The following is a 21712-nucleotide window of genomic DNA, read 5'->3' as shown; positions in this document are numbered from 1 at the left end:
GCGAACTCGAAGCGGGATGAATTAGGGCTAAGTAGGCATAGCAAAAGGGGCTGCGACGAGTGTCACAGCCCCTAGCATTTAGCTTAACTGTTATAGCAGCACTGCGCGCCAAACAGGCAAACTCGCCTTTTGTTACAGCCCGCTTAAATTTTCAGGAAGCGGCGCATGGAAACCACCGCACCTAACGCCCCGATGACCATCCCGATCACTGCCAAGGCGAGATCGATCCACACCAAAAATGGCATGTTGGGATACAACGAGAACCCATTAGCCGCTACCGTGAATGGCGCATTGCGCGTTACCAGGCCGTAACCAAAGTCGACAATCAGCATCGGCAGCACCGCGCCGAACAAGCCGGTCCAGGCGCCTTCCAGCAAAAATGGCCAGCGAATGTAGGCATTCGTTGCCCCCACCAGTCGCATGACGCCAATTTCAGTGCGCCGCGACAAGATGGTAATCCGGATGGTATTGGAAATCAGGAACACGGCCACAAACAACAGCAAAATGGTAAAGCCGAGCCCCCAGCGCTGAATGGTGGCCACGGTCTTAAAGAGCTGCTTGGCCTTGGCGCCACCATAAGTGGCTTCCGACACATGCTTGAGTTTGTCGGCTTTCTTGGCCACTTTGATCGTGTCCTTGGCGGCTTTCGTGTCTACCACGAACACGTTGTTCAGTGGGTTTTGATCGCCCTTGAAGGTCTGCCACTGCTTGCCGTAACTGCCAACGATGGTGTCCAGTTCTTGGCTGGCCGAGCGGAATTGCACGGACTTGACTTCGGCGAAGTCCTCCAGTTCCTTTTTCAAGGCTGCCTGTTGCTTCTTGGTGGTGCCTTTTTGAATGGAGACCCGCACCCGCACGTCATTTTCAACCTGGCTAGAAACCCGGTTAACATTGGCCAACAAGGCTAAGAAAATCCCCACCAACAGCAAGGTGACCGTCACGGCAGAAACCGCCGCCACTGACATCCAGCCGTTGCGTTTCAGGCTCTTGAGGGAATCTTTGAGGTGGCGCATCATGACATCAGTCTTCATCGCTGTAACTCCCTCCTTGTTCGTCCCGTACCAGGCGGCCGCCGGCAATTTCTAGCAAGCGGTGCGGCCGGGCATTGACGAGTTCGCGATTATGCGTCGCCATAATAATGGTGGTGCCATCGGCGTTGATACGCTCCAAAATGTCCATGATGCCATCAGACGTATCTGGATCAAGGTTCCCAGTCGGTTCATCGGCAATCACGACATCTGGCGCGTTAACAATGGCGCGGGCAATGGACACTCGCTGCTGCTCGCCACCGGAAAGTTCACTAGGGAACCGGCGCACTTTTTGTTCCAAGCCAACCAGCTTCAACACATGCAGCACGCGCGGCTTAATGTCTTCGTCGCGGGCTTCGATAACTTCCATCGCATAGGCAATGTTTTCGTACACCGTCAGCCGCGGTAGCAACTTGAAGTCCTGAAACACAATGCCGATGCCGCGCCGGAAATAAGGCACATCCTTATCGCTCATTGTACTGAAATCATACTTACCAACCTGGATGGTGCCGCTGGTGGGCACCAGTTCATGGTAAAGCATTTTAATCAACGTTGACTTCCCGGCACCACTGGGGCCGATGACATACAAAAACTCCCCGGGGTCCACCGTCAAGCTGAGATCTTTAATCGCGATGACACCATTGGTATACTTTTTCATCACGTTTTTCATCTGAATCATGACTTCGCTCCTTTATTGAATCACTAGGCCGAGTATAGCAGACCAATAACACAGACTGATTGCAACCACGTTACAATTGCTTTCAGACTGGATTCGACTGGGCCAGCTGCCACTGCAAATAGGCATAGATGAACGGATTAAGGTCGCCGTCCATCACGGCCTGGCCATTGCCGGTTTCATAATTACTGCGGTGGTCTTTGACCATCGTATAGGGATGAAACACATACGATCGGATTTGGGAGCCAAACGCCACGTCTTGCTGCTGACCTTTGATGGCCGCCGCCTCTTGGGCTTTTTTCTCTTGCTCGCGCTGATACAGCTTCGCCTTCAACATCGCCATCGCGGTGGCTTTGTTTTGGAACTGGCTCCGCTGAGCCTGACTCGAAGTCACAATGCCAGTGGGAATATGAATCAGCCGCACGGCGCTAGAGGTTTTGTTAATATGCTGCCCACCAGCGCCACTGGAGCGAAAAACTTCCATCTTGATGTCTTCGGGCCGCAAATCGACCTCAATGTTGTCATCTAGTTCCGGCATGACATCAACCGAGGCAAAGCTCGTGTGCCGGCGCCCTGCCGCGTCAAACGGCGAAATCCGCACCAGCCGGTGCACGCCTTTTTCGCTGCGCAACATGCCATAAGCATTGGCGCCATTGATCAGCAGCGTCACGCTCTTGATGCCAGCTTCATCCCCAGCTTGATAGTCGGCGACTTCGACGCTGTAGTCATTCTGGTCGGCCCAGCGCTCATACATCCGGGTCAGCATCGAACCCCAGTCTTGGGCTTCAGTGCCCCCAGCCCCGGGGTGAATTTCAACGATGGCGTTATTGTGATCATAAGGCTGGTTCAGCAGCAAGGTCATTTCGTAATGATCCAACTGTTCTTGCAGCGTGGTGATTTGGGTCGTGACTTCCGTTTGCAGCTCGGCGTCAGGCTCTTCCTGCAGCAGCTCAAACGCCACTTCAATGTCTTCCAGCTGATTCTGTAAGTTCAGGAAGTTATCATGCTTGCCTTTCAGCTGATTGTTTTCATCGATTAGCTGCTGGGCCTGCTCAGCGTGGTCCCAGAACCCGGGTTCCGCCATACGGCCTTCGTTTTCAGCGATGCGTTCGTTCAAGGCATCGAGGTCAAAGCGACCCCCTAAAGTGATTAATTTTGGCCCGCATGGTGGCCAAGATGGTGCGCATTTCTGCAATTTCCATGTTTGTGTGCTCCTTTTTTTGCCTCGTCTAGTGTACCATGCCGACAAAAATGGGACAAAACCATTTTGGTTTGCCCCATTCCCGATTCGCTATTAACGGCGAATGTTTTGCCGAATCTGTGCCTTCATGAACAGACGGGTCACACCATCGTCCATGTTCGCAATCATTTCTTCAAACATCCGGTACGCTTCTTCTTGGTATTCGACCAGTGGGTTCATTTGCCCATAACCCCGCAGGCCAACGGATTGCCGCAGCTGATCGAGCGCATCGATATGATCCGTCCACAGACTGTCGACCACCCGTAAAATAACGACTTTTTCAAACTCAAGCATTTGGTCTTTATCGCCGAGCTGGCTGAGCTTGTCAGCGTAGTTGGCTTCCGCTAAGGCTTGGAGTTGCGCGATGATTTCGTCTGGCGTCTTGTCATCCAAGGCTGAGCGCTTCAAGTCCTCATCAGTGACCATATTGGTAGTGACATAATCGTAGATCTTGTCCAGATCCCAATCTTTCTTGTCGCCTTGGGTATGCGCCAAGACAATTCGCGTGACGCAGCGATTGATCATGGCCATCAAGACTGCCTTCAGGCTTTGGTCTTCGTTGATCACTTGCTGGCGCTGCTTATAAATGACTTCGCGCTGTTCCCGCATCACATCATCATATTGCAAGGTATTCTTACGGGTATCGTAGTTGTTCCCTTCAACCCGCTTTTGCGCGGATTCAACTGAGCGGGAAATCATCCGACTGCGAATCACTTGTTCATCGTCTTCCAGCTTGAAGCGATCAAGCATTTGCTTGATGCGATCTGAGCCGAAGCGCTTCATCAAGTCGTCTTCAAGGGACAGGTAGAACTGCGTCGAGCCTGGATCCCCTTGCCGGCCAGACCGGCCACGCAACTGGTTATCAATCCGGCGGCTTTCATGGCGTTCGGTCCCGATGACGGCCAAGCCGCCCACTTCCTTGACGCCAGGGCCGAGCTTGATATCGGTCCCCCGCCCGGCCATGTTGGTCGCGATGGTGACAGCGCCGCGCTGGCCTGCGTTCATGACGATTTCGGCTTCACGGGCATGGTTCTTCGCGTTCAAGACGCTGTGCGGAATCCCTTCATCATCCAGTTGTTTGGACAGGCGTTCGGAAGATTCAATGGCGACGGTACCAACCAAAATCGGTTGGCCCTTTTCGTGCCGCGCCTTGATATCGGCAGTAACGGCGTTGAACTTGGCATCCAGCGTCGGGTACAACACATCAGGTGAATCCACCCGGATGACCGGCTTGTTGGTGGGAATGGAAATGACTTCCATGTTGTAGATTTCGCGGAATTCTTCTTCTTCGGTTTTCGCCGTCCCGGTCATCCCGGCCAGCTTGTTGTACATCCGGAAGAAGTTCTGATAAGTGATGGTCGCCATGGTGGCATTTTCGTCTTGAATCTCGACGCCTTCCTTGGCTTCAATCGCCTGGTGCAGGCCATCCGAGAAGCGGCGACCTTCCATGGCGCGCCCGGTGAACTGATCGACAATCAGCACTTCGTTTTCCGGTGACACCATGTAGTCGATATCCTTCAGCATGATGAAGTTAGCCCGCAGCGCCTGATCCAAATGATGGGTCAAGGCGGTGTTTTCGGTGTCATAGAGGTTCTTCAAGCCGAAGATTTTTTCGGCTTTGCGAATCCCGTTTTCGGTCAAAGACACGGTCTTGGTTGGCCAGTCGATCTTGTAGTCGTCTTCTTCTTTAAGCGTCTTGACGAAACGATCCGCCCGGATATAAAGCCCGGTGGACTTTTCAGCCCCACCGGAAATAATCAATGGCGTCCGCGCTTCATCGATCAAAATGGAGTCAACTTCATCGACAATCGCGTAGTTCAGCGGCCGCTGAACCATTTGCTGCTTGTACACCACCATGTTATCGCGCAGGTAGTCAAACCCAAGTTCACTGTTGGTGGAATAAGTGATGTCGGCATCGTAAGCGGCGCGCTTCTCATCGGAGCTCAAATCGTGGGTATTGAGGCCCACACTCAAACCGAGCCAGTTATACAACTCGCCCATTTCGGTCGCGTCACGGCCACTCAGGTATTCGTTAACGGTGACCACGTGCACCCCTTGGCCGCCAAGGGCATTCAGGTACACGGGCATTGTCGCGGTCAGGGTTTTCCCTTCCCCGGTTTTCATTTCGGCGATGTTACCTTCATGCAAGGTAATCCCACCAATGATTTGCACGCGGAATGGGAACAGGCCCAGCACCCGCTTGGCGCCTTCACGGGCAACCGCAAAGGCTTCTGGCAAAATATCATCCAGCGTTTCGCCTTTTTCCAGGCGCGCTTTGAGGGCCGGTGTTTTGGCTTGCAGCTGTTCGTCGCTTAATGCGGCATATTCATCTTCATAGCTTTGGACTTGATCGGCGATTTTACCAAGCCGCGTCACTTCGCGCTTGTCGCTTTCAACCCATTTTTTTAAGACGTTAGGCATTGTTGATCCTCTCCTGTCATCAGTATGCGCATAATACTGACAGTATCTTATGTATTTTAGCATTGATGAAGCGGCTTTAACACCTCGTTAAAATAAAAAAACGCAAATCCTCACCGGATCTGCGCCATGTTTAATCAGCGATTGCTTTATTCGTCGGTTTCAATCAGCCCATAACGGCCATCCCGACGCTTATACACGATGCTGGTCCCATTGGTATCGGCATCTTCAAAGATAAAGAAGTTATGCCCAAGCATATCCATTTGCAAAATGGCTTCCTGCGAATCCATTGGCTTCAGTGATACCCGCTTGGTGCGGACCACTGTCAGGTTATCCTCTTCTTCCGCTGGCTCAGTTGGTGCTGGCGTGCCTTCTGGGGCCACGTCAATCGGGGCAAAGCCCTTTTCCCGCGACTTACGGTTGATCTTGGTCTTGTACTTGCGGACCTGCCGTTCCAGCTTGTCGGTGACTAAATCGACGCTGGCGTACAAATCAGGGCTAGTTTCTTCAGCGCGCAGGGTCAGATAGGACAATGGAATTGTCACTTCGACTTTGGCGGTTTTATCAGGATACACCTTCAAGTTGACGTGCGCGGTCGCCTGAACTGAGCTCTCGAAGAACTTGTTGAGCTTGCTGATCCGCTTTTCGACATAACTGCGGATGGCATCAGTGACCTCGATGTTTTCGCCACGAACGTTGTATGTGAGCATAAAACTTCTCCCCTTTCATCCGTGCAAGTCGCTTGCACGTGGGCGATTGGGTCTATTAAAGCCCTTTCACCCTACACCCTTATTATAGCGAACTGCTCGCCTTGAAACAAATATAATCCGTTTATCTAATCAAGGTCCGAGCCGTAATCGTGCCCTGATAGCCGGCCTGGCGCAGTGCGGCCTGAGCATGATACAAGGTGCGGCCGGTGGTGTATAAATCATCTAATAAAATCACATGTGGCGGCAACTTGGCCGGCAAATGCGCCGTGAAGCTTTGCGGCGTCTGCAGGCGGCCTTGGCGATCTTTTTGGGCTTGCGGCATTGCCGTGTCGGCTTTCTTCAACCACAGCGCTAGCGGCAAGTGGCCAAACAGCCCAATCACCGGATCAAAGCCGCGCCGCGCATAATGCCCAGGTTCAGAAGGCAGCGGCACCAGCGCCGTACGCCGTGTAGGCAGCTGAAGTTGGTCAGCAAAGGCTTCATGCAACCGGTAATCGCCTAAGCCTTTGTACTGCTGAATAAAGGCTTTCATGGCTGGTGTATAGCTAAACCAGGCGCGGTTGTGGAGCAGCGCATACCCTTGCTGCCGCCAGCGCTGGCAGTCGGCACAAAGCTTTGGCGAGTGGGCGCGGCCGCAACCAGGGCAAGCCGTGGCGGCCGCAATCGGCGTGAATTGAGCCAGGCATTGGGCACACAGCCGACTCAGCGTTAGCGGTTTGAAACTGAGCAACTGCGCCAGCGCCCAATCACTGCGTAAAGGCTGCTGGCATAGCAAGCAGTTCATGACTGGCGCCGATTCATTTGCCGAATGGCATGAATCGCCTCAACTTGGGCCAGGGTGACGTGCCGCGCCAAAAACCACACGGGATCATCAGGGTTGGCCGCACTGCGACCGGCCCGGCCAGCCATCTGAATCAGGCCACTGGCCGAGAATTGCGGATCATCGGCGGCCACCACTACCACGGCGCAGCGGGGAATGGTGACCCCGCGCTCCAAAATCGTGGTCGTGAGCAGCACCGTAAACTTACCTTGCCGAAAGGCCTGCACCACCGCCGCCCGGTCGGAATCGGCGGCATGCGCTGTGCGCACCGCCAGCCCAACTTGCTGCAGGTGCGCCGCCAGCGGCTTGAGCCAGGCAATCCGGGGCACAAATACCAACACCCGGCGGTCAGCAGCCAGGCTTTGCAGAAGCGCCAAATCCCGCTTGCCCAGCTGCTTAGGCACCTGTTTGAGCGCCGTCAGCCGCAGTTGCGGCACCGGCAGCGGGGCGCCATGAAACCGCCGCGGCAGAAACGCCACTGCCAGTTGCTGGCGTCTGACCGCCTGTTGCATCGGCTTATCTGGTGTGGCACTCAGAAAAATGGTTGGCCCGCGCCTAGCCTGTTTGACCGCTGCCGCCAGCATCGGGGTTTGCGTATACGGAAAGGCGTCCACTTCATCCACCACCATGAGATCAAAATGCCGATAATACCGCAGTAGTTGGTGGGTGGTGGTCACCGTTAAATCCGCGGGGTTTTCTGGCCAGGCGCTGCCGCCATACAGTACCGCCAGCGACGCCTGCGCAAATGCCTGCGCAAAACGCGGGGCTAATTCGCGCACCACATCGACTCGCGGTGAGGCAATGGCCACCCGCTGCCCCCGGCTTAAAAACGCTGCCACCACCGGAAATAACATTTCAGTTTTGCCGGCCCCGGTCACCGCCCAGAGCAAAAAATCCCGGCCTTGGTCGACTGCTGTTAACGCCGCCTGGGCGGCTTGCTTTTGCGCCGGGGTCAACGTGCCACGCCAGGTCATGGCACTGGGGTTGGCTGGTCCTGATGGCAAGCGCCAAAGCTTGGTCGTGGTGGTCACCCGCCCCAGCCCCACGCAGGCGGTGCAATACTGCCGGCCATCCGGTAATGGCGCCAACGCGCGCTGCTGACAGCGCTGGCAGCGCCCGGTTTGAATGGCCATGATTGGCGTGACCTGTGCTAAACTGGCCATAGTGAGGCTCACTTTTGGCAATTCTTCATCAGTCAACTGAAAGCCTAACGGCAACATTTTGCTCACCTCAAAAGGAGATTACGCAATGTCTGAGTATCGCACCATCAAAGCCGCTGGTCAGGCGGAACTGGTGATTAAAAAATCGCGATTCATTTGCCAGGTGGGCCGCGTGCACACCGAAGCTGAGGCCCAAGCCTTTATTGCTGGCGTGCGTAAACAAGAACCGAAAGCCACGCACCACGTCCCGGCTTATCAACTCGGCGATGACGATCACATTCAGCGCGCCAGCGATGATGGTGAACCTGCCGGTACCGCTGGCGTGCCGATGCTCAAAACCCTGCAAGAAATGGGACTGCATGATGTCGTTGCCGTTACCACGCGGTACTTCGGCGGGATCAAACTCGGTGCTGGCGGCTTGATTCGAGCCTACGCCAACAGTGTGGCGGCAGCGGTCCATGAAGTGGGCATCGTGAGGCGCGTTATGCTCCAAACCATGAACCTAGCCGTGCCTTACCCCCAGCTCGATTCGCTCCAGCATTATCTCAACACCAACGCCATTGCTTTACTCAACAGCGATTACGGCGCAGCGGTCACGTTAACCATTGCGGTCCCCAAATCTGAAGCCGCCGCGGTGGCCATGGCCATCACCGACTTAACGGCTGGCAAAGTTGGCATCACCTTGGGGCCGCTGCAAGCCAGTGAGGTCCCAGTCACCGAATAAAGCGCTAGCAACGCAAAAAAGGCCATCAAACTCCAGGTTTGATGGCCGCTTTGTTGCGGTTATTCGGGATCTTCTTTGGGATTGATAATCTCGGTTTCAGTTTGAATCGGTTGGTTCTTTGCCCGCAGTTTGAAGGCTTTCGCATTCATAATCTGATGTTTCGAGAAGGCCACGGTGCGCGGCACGCTGATGAACAACGGCACGACTTCTTCGACCACATTCGAGAATTCAAGGCCGTACCAGTTGGCCGGGCTCGTGGTGACATTTTGCAACCAAAGTCGGCCGCCAATCAAGCGGCGCTGCCACCCTGGGATATTTTCCGTCGCCATCAAATTCTGCGCTTGCTCGCGAATGATAACGAACTTGAAGTCCCCGACATTGCGGTTTTTGACCGTGGTGTACTTTGGCGTCTGCGGATCGATCACCTTGGCGTTGAGCAGGTCATTGATGATCTTACGAATGTAGACATTGACATGCTGTGACATTCTGAAGCCCAAGTAAATCTGGACCGAAATCACATTGCGGGTGTGGAGCATGTCGACGGTGTAACGCATTTCCACCGGCTTGTCGGTTTCATTCACCGTCACGAACCAGTAGACTTTGGCGCGCTTGGGCCGTTTGTCCAAAATCGAGTACAGCGTGGAGCGCTTCAGCCGGTACCCCGGTTTAACCTTGGTCATGTAAACCAAGTTCGTGGTGTAAGTCGGAATGCTGTCATCCGCCGCCAATGCGGTCAGCTGATCCAGATAATCAGTCAGCACGACATATTCGCTTTCATCCTGGTAATGCTCGCGGACTTTGTTCCCGAAGTACCACACCACCATCATCGCCAAAATCAGCAACATGATGAACAGCGTGATGTAGCCCCCATGCAGGAACTTCACCAGGCTGGCAATCAGGAAGACGGTTTCGATGATGCCGAAGAAGCCGGCCACCAACGCCGCCATTGCTCGCTCGATGTGCATGGCCAAGAATTCGTAAAGCAACAAGGTCGTCATCAGCATGGTGACCGTGATGGCCAAACCATAAGCCGCTTCCATGGCTTTGGAAGTCCGGAAGAACCAAACCACACTCAAGGTGACCAAACACAGGAACCAGTTCACAAAAGCGATGTAAATCTGACTGCGTTCACTGGATGGATGCTTGATGGCCATCCGCGGCAAGAACTTCAACCCCACGGCTTCGTGCACCAGCGTGTAAGAGCCGGTAATCAAGGCCTGCGAGGCAATGATCGCCGCTGCCGTCGCCAGAATAATCGCGTATGGCCGCAGCCCCGTTCCTAGCATTTCATAAAACGGGTTCATCGTCGTCAGGTTGGCATACGCCGCATCTTGATAATGCGCAATCAACCATGCACCTTGGCCAAAGTAGTTCAGCATCAACATGACATAGACAAATGGCCAGGTGGCATAGATATTACCCTTGCCGACATGGCCCATGTCGGAGTACAAGGCTTCCGCCCCAGTGGTGGCCAGGAAAATACTGCCTAGCAAGAAAATGCCGACTTTATTTTCCGGGCTGAACAAGATCTTAATCGCATAAACCGGCGACAAAGCCTTCAAAATTTCCAGATGACCAGACATATGGCTCAGGCCAGCCACCCCGAGGAACAAGAACCACAAGAACATGATTGGTCCAAAGGCGTTCCCAATCTTCGCGGTGCCGAAGCGCTGAATCAAAAACAGCGCCAGCAACACGCCGGTGGTAATCACCAGCACCACGGTTTGGTTATTGCTGAAGACAAAACGGCCAAAGGTTTGACCCTTTAGCCCTTCCAGCGCGGTGGTGACCGTCACAGCCGGTGTCAATGTGCCATCCGCCAGCAGCGCTGCGCCCCCAATCAAAGCGGGAATGGCCAGCCACGCGCCACGGCGGCGGACCAGAGCATAAAGCGCAAAGATACCGCCTTCGCCGTTGTTATCGGCCTGCATGGCCAGCACCACATACTTGATGGTGGTCAAAATCATCAGGGTCCAGAAAATCAGCGATACCGACCCAATAATGTAATCAGGCGAAAGCGCCCCAACCGAGCCGGCATCAGCGATGATCGCGTTCATAACGTACAGCGGTGACGTCCCAATATCGCCGTACACGATGCCCAAAGTAATCAACATGCCAAGCATGGTGGCTTTTTTCTTACGTGTCATTTTTCTCTCCTCAACCTCCACGCTTTACCGCGGTGGAAGAAACTACTGTCAAGGAATCATAGCTCATTGCTGTGATTGCGTCAAACTGTCAAGGCTGCGGAGCTGGACGCACTTGGCCCGACGGGTAGCCTAGCGTTAGGCATTGCCGCTGGGCTTAGCGGCGAGGCCTAATGCGTAGCTAGCTGCTCGGGCGTTGCCCAGCGCAGCGCGACTACGCTTACAGCACTCAACTGTCGGCCGGGCAGGCCAGCTTCCGCAGGCATGGGCTGGAACGTGGTGGCCAGCGCTTTGAGCCTCTACGCGTCTCAAAGTCGCGGCTTGTTCTAAGCCAACAAGTTGGCTAAGAACAATTTCACCACTGAGCCCCTGCCTGCTCCAGCTGACCCGCCCTAGTTTGATCGTAAGATGCTGGATAGCGTCTCACTCACGAATTCCGTCTTGTTCAATATTAAGACCCAGATGACGCAACAGCCAAAACAGGCATCATGATGTAACGATAAAACTTGAGCCTCACTATTATTGACCGGACCCGCGGCCACCGAATCAAAAAGTGCCAGGTTACCCCAGCGCTTGTGATCACTTCGCGTATTCCACCGTCCTCTTTTCGCGGATGACAGTGACTTTGATGTGACCTGGATATTCGAGTTCTTTTTCGATGCGATTGCGAATGTCGCGCGCCAAGACGACGGATTGTTCATCCGACAGGGCCTCAGGCTGCACGATGACGCGCACTTCGCGGCCAGCTTGAATGGCATAAGAATGATCGACACCGGTGAAACTGTTGGCAATTGACTCCAACTTCTCCAAACGGTGCAGATAATTCTCCAGCGATTCTGACCGGGCGCCTGGGCGGGCGGCGGAAATAGCATCCGCTGCCGCCACTAAGACCGCAATCACACTGGTTGGTGCCACGTCGCCGTGATGCGAGGCAATCGTATTAATCACCACTTGTGGTTCTTTGTACTTGGTGGCTAATTCCACCCCAATTTCCACGTGGGAGCCGCCGACTTCACGGTCCTGCGCTTTCCCGATATCATGCAGTAATCCTGCGCGTCTCGCTAAATTGACATCTTCACCCAGCTCAGCGGCCATAATTCCAGCCAGCTTCGCCACTTGAATCGAGTGATCCAACACATTTTGCCCATAACTGGTCCGAAAATGAAGGCGCCCTAAAATCTTGATCAGATCCGGATGCATGTTATGAATGCCCACGTCAAAAATGGCTTGCTCCCCGACTTCACGAATGCGTTCATCCATCTCCTTGCGCGCCTTGTCGACCATTTCTTCAATGCGAGCAGGGTGGATTCGCCCATCCTGAATCAGTTTTTCAAGCGCCATCCGCGCAATTTCACGCCGAATCGGGTCAAACCCTGATAGCACAACGGCTTCCGGGGTGTCATCGATAATCAAATCAATGCCCGTTAAGGTTTCCAACGTCCGAATATTACGCCCTTCACGGCCGATAATCCGGCCTTTCATGTCGTCATTCGGCAAAGTCACCGTCGTCACCGTGGTTTCGGCCACGACATCAGAGGCGCTTCTTTGGATGGCATCAGCAATCAACGACTTGGCCGTGCGGTCAGCCGTTTCATGCGCTTCATCTTCACTTTCTTTAATCAACTTCGCCCGTTCATGGGCCAACTCTGCCTTGGTGGCAGTGAGGATTTGGTCCCGTGCTTGGTCTTTGGTTAAGCTGGCAATGCGTTCAAGTTCTGCTTGTTGTTTGGCAATGGTTGAAGTAATGTCTTGTTCTCGCTCGTCCAATTGTTGCTGCCGATCGTTGAGGTGCCCCTCGCGATCCGACAAGCTCTGTTCCTTCCGATCAAGGGTATCATCACGATGGTCCAAGGCCTCTTCCCGCTGCAAAACGCGGTGTTCTGACTGTTGGACTTCATGGCGCCGTTCCTTGAGTTCGTTTTCCACCTGCGTGCGATATTGATGGGATTCTTCTCTGGCCTCGACTAATTTCTCTTTTTTTAGCGTCTCGGCTTCTTTGTTAGCAGTCTCGATGATCCCGGCAGCACTATCGTGGGCTTGGTTCAAAGTATTCTGGTGGCTCCGTTTCTGAAGCCAGTTTCCAATCAACAATCCGAGCAATAAAGCGATGACTGCGAGGATTATCGAGATCAGCATTTCTGCGCTCATCTTTTCACCTCCGCATCATCAATTTCTTTCAAGATGCAAATTATATTTTTAAATATGACACAAGGTCGATTGTAGCGGTTTCGCGATTTACTGTCAATACAGGGCCAGGCCGCCAGCCTTACGCTAAAAAGGCTTTGACGCCGGTTCTAGCCAGCATCAAAGCCTTTTTCAGTTACTCTGCTTGCAGCGTTTTCAATAGCCAAAACAACCCGGCTTTGACCGCCCGCCCGCGAACGGCCGCCCGGCTGCCAGGAAAATGAAACAGTTGGGCCTGAGCTTCCTGGCCGCGCTGGGCTAACCCAATCCACACCGTGCCGGCCGGTTGACCATCATTCGGGCCCGGCCCGGCCACGCCGGTAAAGCTGACGGCGAGATCCGCTTCGGCTTTGGCCAACGCGCCAGTAGCCATCGCCTTAGCAGTGGCTTCACTGACCGCCCCATCACGATTGATTGTGGCTTCATCAAGGCCGAGAAAGGCTGCTTTGGTGTGATTTGAGTAGGTGACAAAGCCGCCTTTGAACCATTCAGATACCCCTGGCACATCCGCCAAGGTCGCTTGGAACGCGCCTGCAGTCAAGCTTTCCGCGGCCGTGACTTGCTTTTGCTTTTCCGCCAAGGCTTTCACCACCGCTTGCGGCAAGCTATTGTCGTCGCCATAGCCGTAGAAGTACTGCCCGAGGCGGCTTTGAATTTCAGCTTCCATGGGATCAAGCAAGGCCTTGGCCGCCGCTTCATCAGCCGCTTTGGCAGTGAGGCGCAAAGTGACTTCATAGGGTTTGATGTAAGTGGCTAACGTGGGATTAGTTTGCCCTGCAATCAAATCCGCCAGCACCGTGGTGACTTTGGATTCACCGATGCCGAAGAACCGGAGCACGCGGCTCACCATTGTGGCATCGTGGCCTAGGGTTTTGAGCAGATAAGGGACCAGCTGATCAAGCACCATCGGCTCAAATTCTTTCGGCGGGCCTGGGAGCAAGATGTACTGTTTGCCTTGGCTGACGCTCACTGCACCGACTGCCAAGCCGACCTTGTTCATCAGCACCGTGGCGCCGGCAGGATATTTAGCTTGGAGCAAATTGTTTGGCGTCATCGGTTGTTGCTGCTGGGCGGCATACGCCTGCAGTTTCGCCAAAGCCGGCGCATCATCCACCAGCGCAACGCCTAAATGCGCGGCTAACGTCTGCTTGGACAAATCATCTGGCGTGGGGCCCAACCCACCAATCAAAATAATAATCTCGGCGCGCTGCTCCGCCAAGGTGATGGCGGCGTCCAACCGGGCCTGGTTATCACCCACCACCTGCTGATTAAGGCTGTCGATGCCTAACTCCGCCAACTGATTGGCCAAAAACGCGCCATTGGTATTGGTGATTTGTCCGAGTAAGATTTCCGTGCCGACTGCGATTAATTCTGCGCTCATTTTGCCACCTCGAATGATTGACTTGATTGCATGAGAAAAGCGCAAGGGCGAAGGCCCCTGCGCCGTTGGTTATTGTCCAAATGAATCCGCAAAGACACTGCGATTTTTGTAGAAGTATTCGACCCCGGAGTACACCGTAAAAATCACGGCCAGGTAAAACAGAATTTCACCCAGGCCAACGCCGAAGATGGCAGGAATGCCAAAGTCATTCATGAATAGAAAGACAATCGCCAAATCCTGAGTCACGGTTTTGATTTTGCCAGGCCAAGCTGCGGCGAGGACCTCACCGCCATTGGCTAACAGCAGCCGCAAGCCGGTCACCGCCAGTTCCCGCCATAAAATAATGGCGACACCCCAAGCCGGGATAATCCCAGCCGCAGTGAGGAAAATGAAGGCGGTCATCACCAGCAGCTTGTCGGCCAACGGATCGGCAAACTTGCCGAAGTTGGTGACCAAGTGCCGGGCCCGGGCAATTTTGCCATCAGCCAAGTCTGTCAGTGAAGCCGCCACAAAGATAATGGCTGCCACCAGATACGTGACGCTGAGCTTCGCGCTTCCCAGCATGATGGTGCCGGCTGGCCAGCCCAATACCAGCAAAATCGTGAACACTGGAATCAGGATAATCCGTAGCATCGTCAGTTTATTTGGTAAATTCACGCCTAATCCCCGCTTCCTGTGGTACTGCTATCAGCGAGCTTAAAGGTAATCGTCCGCACCACGCCGGTAGCCCCGCTGATATCCACGGTCTTATCGTTCAACTTGATGGTGGTCCCTGGCGTATTGCCCGAATGCACGGCAAAGCTCGTGACTCCATCGGGCAAATCAACAGTGTGATCTGAGCCGCCTTGGAGCGTGCCTTGCCAGCTGATACTACCGTTGACGTACACTGCAATCCAAGCGGCGCCATCAGGAGCAGCGACCGTCAGCTTGTTGCCAGATTTAGGCAGGTTGGTGACCGTGGCCGTTTGCTGACTGGAGCTGACCGTGGTTACCGCAACGCTCTGTTCAGCTTTTTTACTGCTGGATGAGGCCTTCTTCTTGCTGGAAGAGGCCGCCTTTTTGCTCGAGCTGGTCTTCTTGGTCGAAGACTTAGCTGAGCTGCTGGCTTTCTTCGAAGAAACCGAAACGCTGGCGCTGTCTGTCGGCACGGTTTGCTTGGGCCCTTGTGAGGACTTCCACATCACAAAGTACACGCCGAACACAATAATCACCACCGCCACCACAATCATGATGGGTACGGCATGCTGGCGCAACTTGTTCACTGGGCTGGCGGCGCTACTACGTTCACTGCGGGTCCGATTTTCAACTGATTGTTCAACATATTCCTGCGGCTGTGTGTCGGGAATATCCTGCTGAAATTGTGTGAGCAGCTCGTCGGCGTTCAGGCCAACGGTTTCCGCATATTGCTTAATGAAGGCCCGAACGTAAAAGTCACCTGGAAGCGCATCAAAATTGCCTTCTTCGATCGCGATCAAATAACGCTTTTGAATCTTCGTGATCTGTTGAAGGTCATCTAATGTATACCCTTTTTCAATTCGAGCAGTCCGCAGCTTTTGCCCAATTTCATCCATTTGTTTTCTTCACCCGCTATTAATTATTCGTCGTTTTCAGTATAGCATGAAAATTACATCCCATGAATTAAGAAATTGTTGAGATGCTAACGCAGCCAACCCCCGGTGACATATAACGTTTGGCCGGTTAAATACATCGCTTCTGGCGCCAGTAAACTGGCCACATAGTAGCTGATATCCTCTGGCTGGGCTAATCGACCAGCGGGAATATCCGCCTGCACCGCCGCTAAAGCCTCCGGCGAGAAAAAGCGATTCATCTTCGTCGCCACCGCGCCTGGTGCCACCACATTCACGGTGATACCAAGACTGGCTACTTCTTTAGCATAAGCCCGGGCAAACGCTGACTGAGCGCCTTTCACCGTGCTATAAGCGACTTCCATCGCACTGCCACTGCCGCCATAGACGGAGCCAATAAACACCACCCGGCCGTGCCCTGAAGCGGCCAATTTGCCTTGGAGCTTGGTCAACAAGGCCATGGGCGTGAGCAAATGCACCTGCATCAGCTGGGTCATTTCCGGCACCGTGCTGCTTTCAAACAGGTGATACGCCGTCGCCCCAGCCGCAAACACCACTGCATCTACGGCAAATAATTGCGCGGTGAGGGCATCCAAATGTGCCGGGTCGGTTAAATCATACCGCATCGGGATAAAATCTTGCTTGGGATAAGCCTTCACCAGTTCGGCGGTCAGGGCCGTCACAGGCGCCTCATGGTCATGATAATGCAGATATAAGGACCAGCCTTGGCTTGCCAGCCGACGCGCACAGGCCTGGCCGATATCGCCACTGGCGCCAAGAATCAAAGCTGAACTCATGGCTCTACCTCCGGCCGAATGTGAAAGACTGACAACGCGTCAACATCAAAGAACGTCGCCGCCGCGGCCTTTAAGTCAGCCAATGAGATGGTGCGCATGATTTTGGCCACATCAAAGTCGTTCACCTGGTAAAAGCTTTGGGCGCTGAGCTGGTTCGCAGTTTGTTCCAGTGAATTCAAGGACATGTAATACTTACCCAGACTGGCCTGCTTGATGCGATCAAAGCGGGCTTGCGTCAAACTTGGCTGGTCTGCACCATTGGCAATCACCGCCGCCACCGCATCGGACAACCGCGAGGGTTCATCCGTATCACCGGAAAACAGTGCGTAGTTATACGTGCGGCCCGCCGTGAATTCAAAGTCAAACGAATCATCCACCCAGCCCCGATCGTACCAGTCCTGGTAGAGCGGTGACGAGTCACCAAATAACATTTCCAGCAGGAGCAAAATCGTCAGCTTGTACCGCGTGCCGGCTTCATCATCAGGAATATCCACCTGCCCTTTCAGCCCAACGGCACTTTTCGGCCGAATGACCGGCAAATCAGCAGCGCGATAAGGCAAAATTTCCGCCAGTGAACCATCAAAGGCCACCCCGCGCACAATCGGTGTCGCCGGCGCAAAGGTCTTGGCGGCTTGGTTAGCAGTGATTAAGGCCATGATTTGATCAGGATCAAAATGGCCCACTAGCGTCAGCGTCATGTTGCTGGGCTGATAGAACGTCCGATACGCCCGGTACAGCTTCTCCGGGGTAATGGCGGCAATCGAAGCCAGACTGCCGGTCACATCTTGGGCAATCGGATGGTCCGGATACAAGTTACCTAAAATGCCATAGTACAAAAGCCAGCCAGGATCATCTTGGTACATCTGAATTTCCTGGCCAATAATGCCTTGTTCCTTGGCCACAGTTTCGTCACTGAAATAAGGCGCCTGAACAAAATCCAAAAGCGTGGTGAGATTTTCCGCCACGGCATTCGCCGAGGAAAATAGGTACGCCGTATTGGTTGCGCCGGTAAAAGCATTGGCTGAAGCGCCGGTTTGACCAAATAAGGCAAAGGCATCGTGATCTTCTTTTTCGAACAGCTTGTGTTCCAGAAAATGGGCAATACCTTCTGGGTCCTGCACCATTTCACTGCTGCCAGCCGGCTGATAACGCACATCAATGCCGCCGTAATCTACGGCAAACATGGCATAAGTCTGATGATAGGCCGGCTTGGGGACCAGCTGGACGCGCAAACCATTGGGCAAGGTTGCTTTGAGCAGGGTTTCCCCTACTTCGGGATACTCGAACTTCTCCAGCGCCATCACCCTTCCTCCTGTTCTTTCAGCAAATACACAGCCTGCAGGCGCCAAGTTTGCGCTGCCGCCTGCACTTCGGCTTTGGTCACCGCATCAATCGCCGCGGCATAAGCGGCAAAACCAGGTTGGTGGTTCACCGCTAAGGCGTGCAGCAACTCTTGGCGGGCCAAAAAGCGCGGCGAATCATAGGCCGCTTGCCGGCTATTGCGCAAGCCTTCCTTGATGCGGTCCAGCAGGTCATCCGCAAAGGCCCCAGTCTGGACGGCTTGCAGTTGTGCCGCGATCAGGGCCTGCACGCGTTTGGCGTTTTGGCCATCGATGCCAGATTGCACCACCATCATGTTCCGAAACGGATCGAAGGCAGCGCTGGCATAGTAAGCCAGGCTGGCTTTTTCCCGCACGTTGGTGAACAGCAGCGACAGCGGTGAGCCGCCAAACAAATCAGCTGCAACGACATTAGCAAAGTATTTGCGCCCATACAAATCGGCATCCACATGGTAGGCCAAGTTCAACTTAGCTTGGTTGACATGCGCCGTTTGCGTTTTGGTGCGGAATTTGCCCACTGGCCGGTCGACGGTGAGTTTCATCGGCGCCACTGCCCGCGGCGCAAAGCCCAAAGCAGAAGCCAGCGGCAAAACGTCTGCTTCTGTCACCTGGCCAAGCACCACGATTTCGATTTGGTCATGCGCCAGCATCTGCTGATAGGTTTGCATCAAGGACGCTGGCGTCACCGCCTCAAGCTGCGTAATGGTGCCAAAGCTCGGCGTCATTTGCGCCGGCTGACCCTCGAAATAGAGCCGCTGAGTCGCCATACTGGCTTGCAACTGGCGATCCTCATCCAAACTCCCCAGGTAAGCGGCGAGATTTTGCTGTTCCCGGCCAAAAACTTGGGCATCAAACTCGCCGTCCGCCAAGAGCGGGTGCATCAAAACTTCCTTCAACAGTGCAAACCCCGACGCCAGTAGCGGTGCTTGGGCCAGTTGGTCGCTCACCAAATTCAAGGTCGCGGTCACGCGATGCATCTGGCCATCTTTGGCCACCCCAATGCCGAAACTAGCGCCAAAGAGCTGCTCTAGCGCCGCCGACAGCAAACTCTGGGTCGGATAAGCGGCGCTGCTGGTTTCCAGCACCGAGGTCAATAACGTGCGGGCCGCATAAGTGGTGGCATCTGCCGGGGCGATAAAATGAATCGCCACCCGCGTGGTTTTGAACTGGGTGGTGGGCACCACATTCAGGTAAACCCCTTGCGTCAATTCCGTTCGCATAGTAACTCCTTTGTTAGTCGTGATCAGATTCGTCAGGCTGGATAAAGACCTTGCGCGGTTTGCTGCCTTCACTTGGCCCCACCACATGATTGGCAGCCAAATCGTCAATCAGCCGGGCCGCGCGGTTGTAGCCAATGCGAAAACGCCGCTGCAGTAGCGAGGTGGAGGCCCCTTGCTGTTCAATCACAAACGCCTTGGCTTCTTCATACAATTCATCTTCCGAATCGCCCTGATCGGCTTTGTCCGTGCTTTCACTCGGGGCCATGTCTTCAACATATTCCGGTGCCACTTGGTCGGTGATGGCTTTCACCACGGCTTCCACATCGGCAGAAGGGATAAAGGCACCTTGAATCCGCATTGGCTTAGCCGCATCTATCGGCGCATACAGCATATCGCCGCGGCCCAGCAGTTTTTCCGCGCCGTTCATATCCAAAATCGTCCGGGAATCGACCCCACTGGACACGGCAAACGCAATGCGGGACGGGAAGTTGGCTTTGATCAGGCCAGTGATAACATCAACCGAGGGGCGCTGCGTGGCAATGATGACATGAATGCCAGCCGCCCGGGCCATTTGTCCCAGCCGCACCAAGGCGGTTTCGACTTCATTGCCAGCCACCATCATCAGATCGCTTAATTCATCGACCACCACGACAATCAGTGGCATGTGCGGCAAATCTGGATCGTTAGCCGCGGCGACTTTGCGATTATACTCGCCGATATTGCGCACGCCAGCGGCAGAGAAGCGCTCATAGCGATTCTCCATTTCCTTCACGACTTTATTCAAAGCCGATGGCGCCTTTTTGGCTTCGGTGATGACTGGCGTCAACAAGTGAGGCACGCCATCATACACCGACAGCTCCACTTTCTTCGGATCGATCAACATCATCCGCACGGCTTCTGGTTTAGTGGTCATGAGCAGGCTCGTGATGATGACATTGATCATCACCGACTTACCGGAGCCGGTCGCCCCAGCAATCAGCAGGTGCGGCATTTTTGTCAGGTCAAAGGTAATTACATGGCCATCGACATCTTTCCCCAGCGGGATGACCAGCGGCTTGCCAGGGTGCGGCGGGGTGGCTTCCAGCACATCACGATAACCCACCGTAGCGATTTGCTGATTCGGGACTTCGATCCCAATGACTGATTTTCCAGGAATCGGGGCCTCAATCCGAATATCTTTTGCCGCTAAGGCCAACGCCAGGTCATCAGAAAGATTCGTGATTTTGGACACTTTCACGCCTACCGCGGGTTCAATTTCATACTGCGTGATGCTGGGGCCTAAATTGGCGGCCTTCACCGTCACGTCCACGCCAAAGCTCTTGAGGGTATCGCGCAACTTAGCGCTGTTGGTCCGAATTTTACTCATTTCTTTGGACTGATCGACCGCCGGAATAGCGGTCAGTAGTTGCATGCTAGGGAGATTATAATCTGATGTGCCATCCCCAGCGGCCAGCGGCGCTTCGTCTTTTTCCGCCGAGTCATCCGCCAATAGTTCGGTTTGTTCTACTTTAGGTTTAGGCACATTGATTTTGAACTCATCGGCCTCAGCGCGCGGCGTCGGCAAGTCCTTTTCTGGGGCCGGCTGCGGCTGCGGCTCAGGGGTAGCGGTTGGTTGCGGTTTGGGCTTAGCCGCCGTTTTCGGCTTGGCTGGCCGTTCGGCAAATTGCGCCTGCAAACTGCGTACGCCTTCAGCGAGCTTGCTACCCAGCCAGTGCGCGGCGGCAAAGACTTGCGCCGCTTTGACGCCAGCGAGAATACTTAAGCCTACCAACACGAGGAGCCAAAACAAAATCAGCGCCCCAATGTTGGCTAACAGCGGCGTCAGCACATTCACTAGCGCCCCACCAATCAGACCACCGCCCACGCGATTGGTCGTGGTCATTAACGTGAAATCTTGTTGCAGCAGGCGCCAGGTCGCCAGCAAAAAATGCGCATGCACATGCTGCGCGGTCATTGCGAAGCTGGACAAAATGCCCAAGCCCCCCAGTGCTAGCACCCCACTGCCCCACAGCAGCCGCCCAGTTGGCCGCAGGGGTTTCCCCGCTACCAGCAGCCACGCGCCGTAAGCGATGAGCACCCCTGCCCCGATGAGATAGGCATCCCCAATCACCAAGCGGAAGCAGTTAGCAAAAAAGGTGCCAACAATGCCCAAGCGGAAAAAGGCCAGCGCGGCCACGACAAAAATACCGCAGCCCACCCAATTGAGCGTGTGGTCATCAGGCCGTTTCCGTTTGGTGGCCGGCCGTCTCTTTTTACTGGTTTTTCGCGCTTGCGCCATAACTGC

The 21712-nt window shown here is 54.4% G+C and carries 17 protein-coding genes; 1 reads left to right on the top strand and 16 read right to left on the bottom strand.

Translation table 11 applies throughout. The features are described 5' to 3' along the window. Positions 1–143: 143 nt before the first annotated feature. The 7 genes from ftsX to JUF11_RS06265 all read right to left on the bottom strand — a co-directional run bounded on the left by ftsX (position 144) and on the right by JUF11_RS06265 (position 8112). Positions 144–1031 (bottom strand): permease-like cell division protein FtsX, encoded by an 888-nt coding sequence (ftsX, locus tag JUF11_RS06295; protein ID WP_204118835.1) that lies wholly within the window; start codon positions 1029–1031, stop codon positions 144–146. Continuing rightward, on the bottom strand, positions 1021–1707 hold the full coding sequence (ftsE, locus tag JUF11_RS06290; RefSeq protein ID WP_204118834.1) for a cell division ATP-binding protein FtsE: 687 nt from the start codon (positions 1705–1707) through the stop codon (positions 1021–1023). The genes ftsX and ftsE overlap by 11 nt, the downstream gene beginning before the upstream one ends. 82 nt (positions 1708–1789) lie before the next feature. Then, a protein-coding gene (gene prfB, locus JUF11_RS06285; RefSeq protein ID WP_204118833.1) for a peptide chain release factor 2 occupies positions 1790–2906 on the bottom strand; the annotation gives its coding sequence in 2 pieces (ribosomal slippage) (positions 1790–2833 and positions 2835–2906; 1116 coding nt in all). Positions 2907–2998: 92 nt separating this feature from the next. Beyond that, positions 2999–5365 carry a preprotein translocase subunit SecA gene (secA, locus tag JUF11_RS06280; RefSeq protein WP_204118832.1) on the bottom strand — a complete coding sequence of 789 codons (2367 nt, stop codon included), beginning with the start codon at positions 5363–5365 and terminating at the stop codon, positions 2999–3001. Positions 5366–5511: 146 nt separating this feature from the next. Further along, on the bottom strand, positions 5512–6072 hold the full coding sequence (gene hpf, locus JUF11_RS06275; protein ID WP_125581204.1) for a ribosome hibernation-promoting factor, HPF/YfiA family: 561 nt from the start codon (positions 6070–6072) through the stop codon (positions 5512–5514). Positions 6073–6193: 121 nt separating this feature from the next. Further along, on the bottom strand, positions 6194–6856 hold the full coding sequence (locus JUF11_RS06270) for a ComF family protein (protein ID WP_236000460.1): 663 nt from the start codon (positions 6854–6856) through the stop codon (positions 6194–6196). Continuing rightward, complete coding sequence (locus JUF11_RS06265; RefSeq protein ID WP_373305860.1) at positions 6853–8112, bottom strand: DEAD/DEAH box helicase; 1260 nt, start codon at positions 8110–8112, stop codon at positions 6853–6855. The genes JUF11_RS06270 and JUF11_RS06265 overlap by 4 nt, the downstream gene beginning before the upstream one ends. Positions 8113–8140: 28 nt before the next feature. Here JUF11_RS06265 and JUF11_RS06260 point away from each other — a divergent pair, with 28 nt between their 5' ends. Further along, positions 8141–8776 carry a YigZ family protein gene (locus tag JUF11_RS06260; RefSeq protein ID WP_204118830.1) on the top strand — a complete coding sequence of 212 codons (636 nt, stop codon included), beginning with the start codon at positions 8141–8143 and terminating at the stop codon, positions 8774–8776. 59 nt (positions 8777–8835) lie between these two features. Here JUF11_RS06260 and JUF11_RS06255 read toward each other — a convergent pair whose 3' ends face one another. From JUF11_RS06255 to JUF11_RS06215, 9 genes are all read right to left on the bottom strand, one after another. Beyond that, complete coding sequence (locus JUF11_RS06255) at positions 8836–10923, bottom strand: KUP/HAK/KT family potassium transporter (protein ID WP_204118829.1); 2088 nt, start codon at positions 10921–10923, stop codon at positions 8836–8838. Between the two features lie 576 nt (positions 10924–11499). Then, positions 11500–13068 carry a ribonuclease Y gene (gene rny, locus JUF11_RS06250; protein WP_125581212.1) on the bottom strand — a complete coding sequence of 523 codons (1569 nt, stop codon included), beginning with the start codon at positions 13066–13068 and terminating at the stop codon, positions 11500–11502. A 172-nt stretch (positions 13069–13240) separates the two neighbouring features. Further along, positions 13241–14485 carry a competence/damage-inducible protein A gene (locus tag JUF11_RS06245; protein ID WP_204118828.1) on the bottom strand — a complete coding sequence of 415 codons (1245 nt, stop codon included), beginning with the start codon at positions 14483–14485 and terminating at the stop codon, positions 13241–13243. Positions 14486–14554: 69 nt separating this feature from the next. Then, complete coding sequence (gene pgsA, locus JUF11_RS06240; protein WP_125581216.1) at positions 14555–15142, bottom strand: CDP-diacylglycerol--glycerol-3-phosphate 3-phosphatidyltransferase; 588 nt, start codon at positions 15140–15142, stop codon at positions 14555–14557. Between the two features lie 2 nt (positions 15143–15144). Beyond that, positions 15145–16056: a helix-turn-helix domain-containing protein gene (locus JUF11_RS06235; RefSeq protein ID WP_204118827.1), complete on the bottom strand. Its 912-nt coding sequence runs from the start codon at positions 16054–16056 to the stop codon at positions 15145–15147. 86 nt (positions 16057–16142) lie between these two features. Then, positions 16143–16868, bottom strand: coding sequence for an elongation factor P 5-aminopentanone reductase (gene ymfI, locus JUF11_RS06230; protein WP_204118826.1), 726 nt, complete (start codon positions 16866–16868; stop codon positions 16143–16145). After that, a complete protein-coding gene (gene yfmH, locus JUF11_RS06225) occupies positions 16865–18169 on the bottom strand; it encodes an EF-P 5-aminopentanol modification-associated protein YfmH (protein ID WP_373305859.1) in 1305 nt (434 codons plus the stop codon). Before yfmH ends, ymfI begins: the two co-directional genes overlap by 4 nt. Next, complete coding sequence (gene yfmF, locus JUF11_RS06220) at positions 18169–19428, bottom strand: EF-P 5-aminopentanol modification-associated protein YfmF (RefSeq protein WP_204118825.1); 1260 nt, start codon at positions 19426–19428, stop codon at positions 18169–18171. The genes yfmH and yfmF overlap by 1 nt, the downstream gene beginning before the upstream one ends. A 13-nt stretch (positions 19429–19441) precedes the next feature. Further along, entirely contained in the window at positions 19442–21706 is a 2265-nt protein-coding gene (locus JUF11_RS06215) for an FtsK/SpoIIIE family DNA translocase (RefSeq protein WP_204118824.1), read from the bottom strand. Positions 21707–21712: the final 6 nt, after the last annotated feature.

The sequence above is a fragment of the Lacticaseibacillus suilingensis genome, from assembly GCF_016861845.1.
GTDB classification, from domain to species: domain Bacteria; phylum Bacillota; class Bacilli; order Lactobacillales; family Lactobacillaceae; genus Lacticaseibacillus; species Lacticaseibacillus suilingensis.
The sequence above is the reverse complement of the archived record's forward strand: the minus strand, read 5'-3'. Positions and strand labels throughout refer to the sequence as shown.

What these genes read in the sequence shown, in the direction of transcription:
- ftsX (WP_204118835.1), bottom strand. Translation starts at nt 1,031, where the DNA reads ATGAAGACTGATGTCATGATGCGCCACCTCAAAGATTCCCTCAAGAGC.
- ftsE (WP_204118834.1), bottom strand. Translation starts at nt 1,707, where the DNA reads ATGATTCAGATGAAAAACGTGATGAAAAAGTATACCAATGGTGTCATC.
- secA (WP_204118832.1), bottom strand. Translation starts at nt 5,365, where the DNA reads ATGCCTAACGTCTTAAAAAAATGGGTTGAAAGCGACAAGCGCGAAGTG.
- hpf (WP_125581204.1), bottom strand. Translation starts at nt 6,072, where the DNA reads ATGCTCACATACAACGTTCGTGGCGAAAACATCGAGGTCACTGATGCC.
- JUF11_RS06270 (WP_236000460.1), bottom strand. Translation starts at nt 6,856, where the DNA reads ATGAACTGCTTGCTATGCCAGCAGCCTTTACGCAGTGATTGGGCGCTG.
- JUF11_RS06265 (WP_373305860.1), bottom strand. Translation starts at nt 8,112, where the DNA reads ATGTTGCCGTTAGGCTTTCAGTTGACTGATGAAGAATTGCCAAAAGTG.
- JUF11_RS06260 (WP_204118830.1), top strand. Translation starts at nt 8,141, where the DNA reads ATGTCTGAGTATCGCACCATCAAAGCCGCTGGTCAGGCGGAACTGGTG.
- JUF11_RS06255 (WP_204118829.1), bottom strand. Translation starts at nt 10,923, where the DNA reads ATGACACGTAAGAAAAAAGCCACCATGCTTGGCATGTTGATTACTTTG.
- rny (WP_125581212.1), bottom strand. Translation starts at nt 13,068, where the DNA reads ATGAGCGCAGAAATGCTGATCTCGATAATCCTCGCAGTCATCGCTTTA.
- JUF11_RS06245 (WP_204118828.1), bottom strand. Translation starts at nt 14,485, where the DNA reads ATGAGCGCAGAATTAATCGCAGTCGGCACGGAAATCTTACTCGGACAA.
- JUF11_RS06235 (WP_204118827.1), bottom strand. Translation starts at nt 16,056, where the DNA reads ATGGATGAAATTGGGCAAAAGCTGCGGACTGCTCGAATTGAAAAAGGG.
- ymfI (WP_204118826.1), bottom strand. Translation starts at nt 16,868, where the DNA reads ATGAGTTCAGCTTTGATTCTTGGCGCCAGTGGCGATATCGGCCAGGCC.
- yfmH (WP_373305859.1), bottom strand. Translation starts at nt 18,169, where the DNA reads ATGGCGCTGGAGAAGTTCGAGTATCCCGAAGTAGGGGAAACCCTGCTC.
- yfmF (WP_204118825.1), bottom strand. Translation starts at nt 19,428, where the DNA reads ATGCGAACGGAATTGACGCAAGGGGTTTACCTGAATGTGGTGCCCACC.
- JUF11_RS06215 (WP_204118824.1), bottom strand. Translation starts at nt 21,706, where the DNA reads ATGGCGCAAGCGCGAAAAACCAGTAAAAAGAGACGGCCGGCCACCAAA.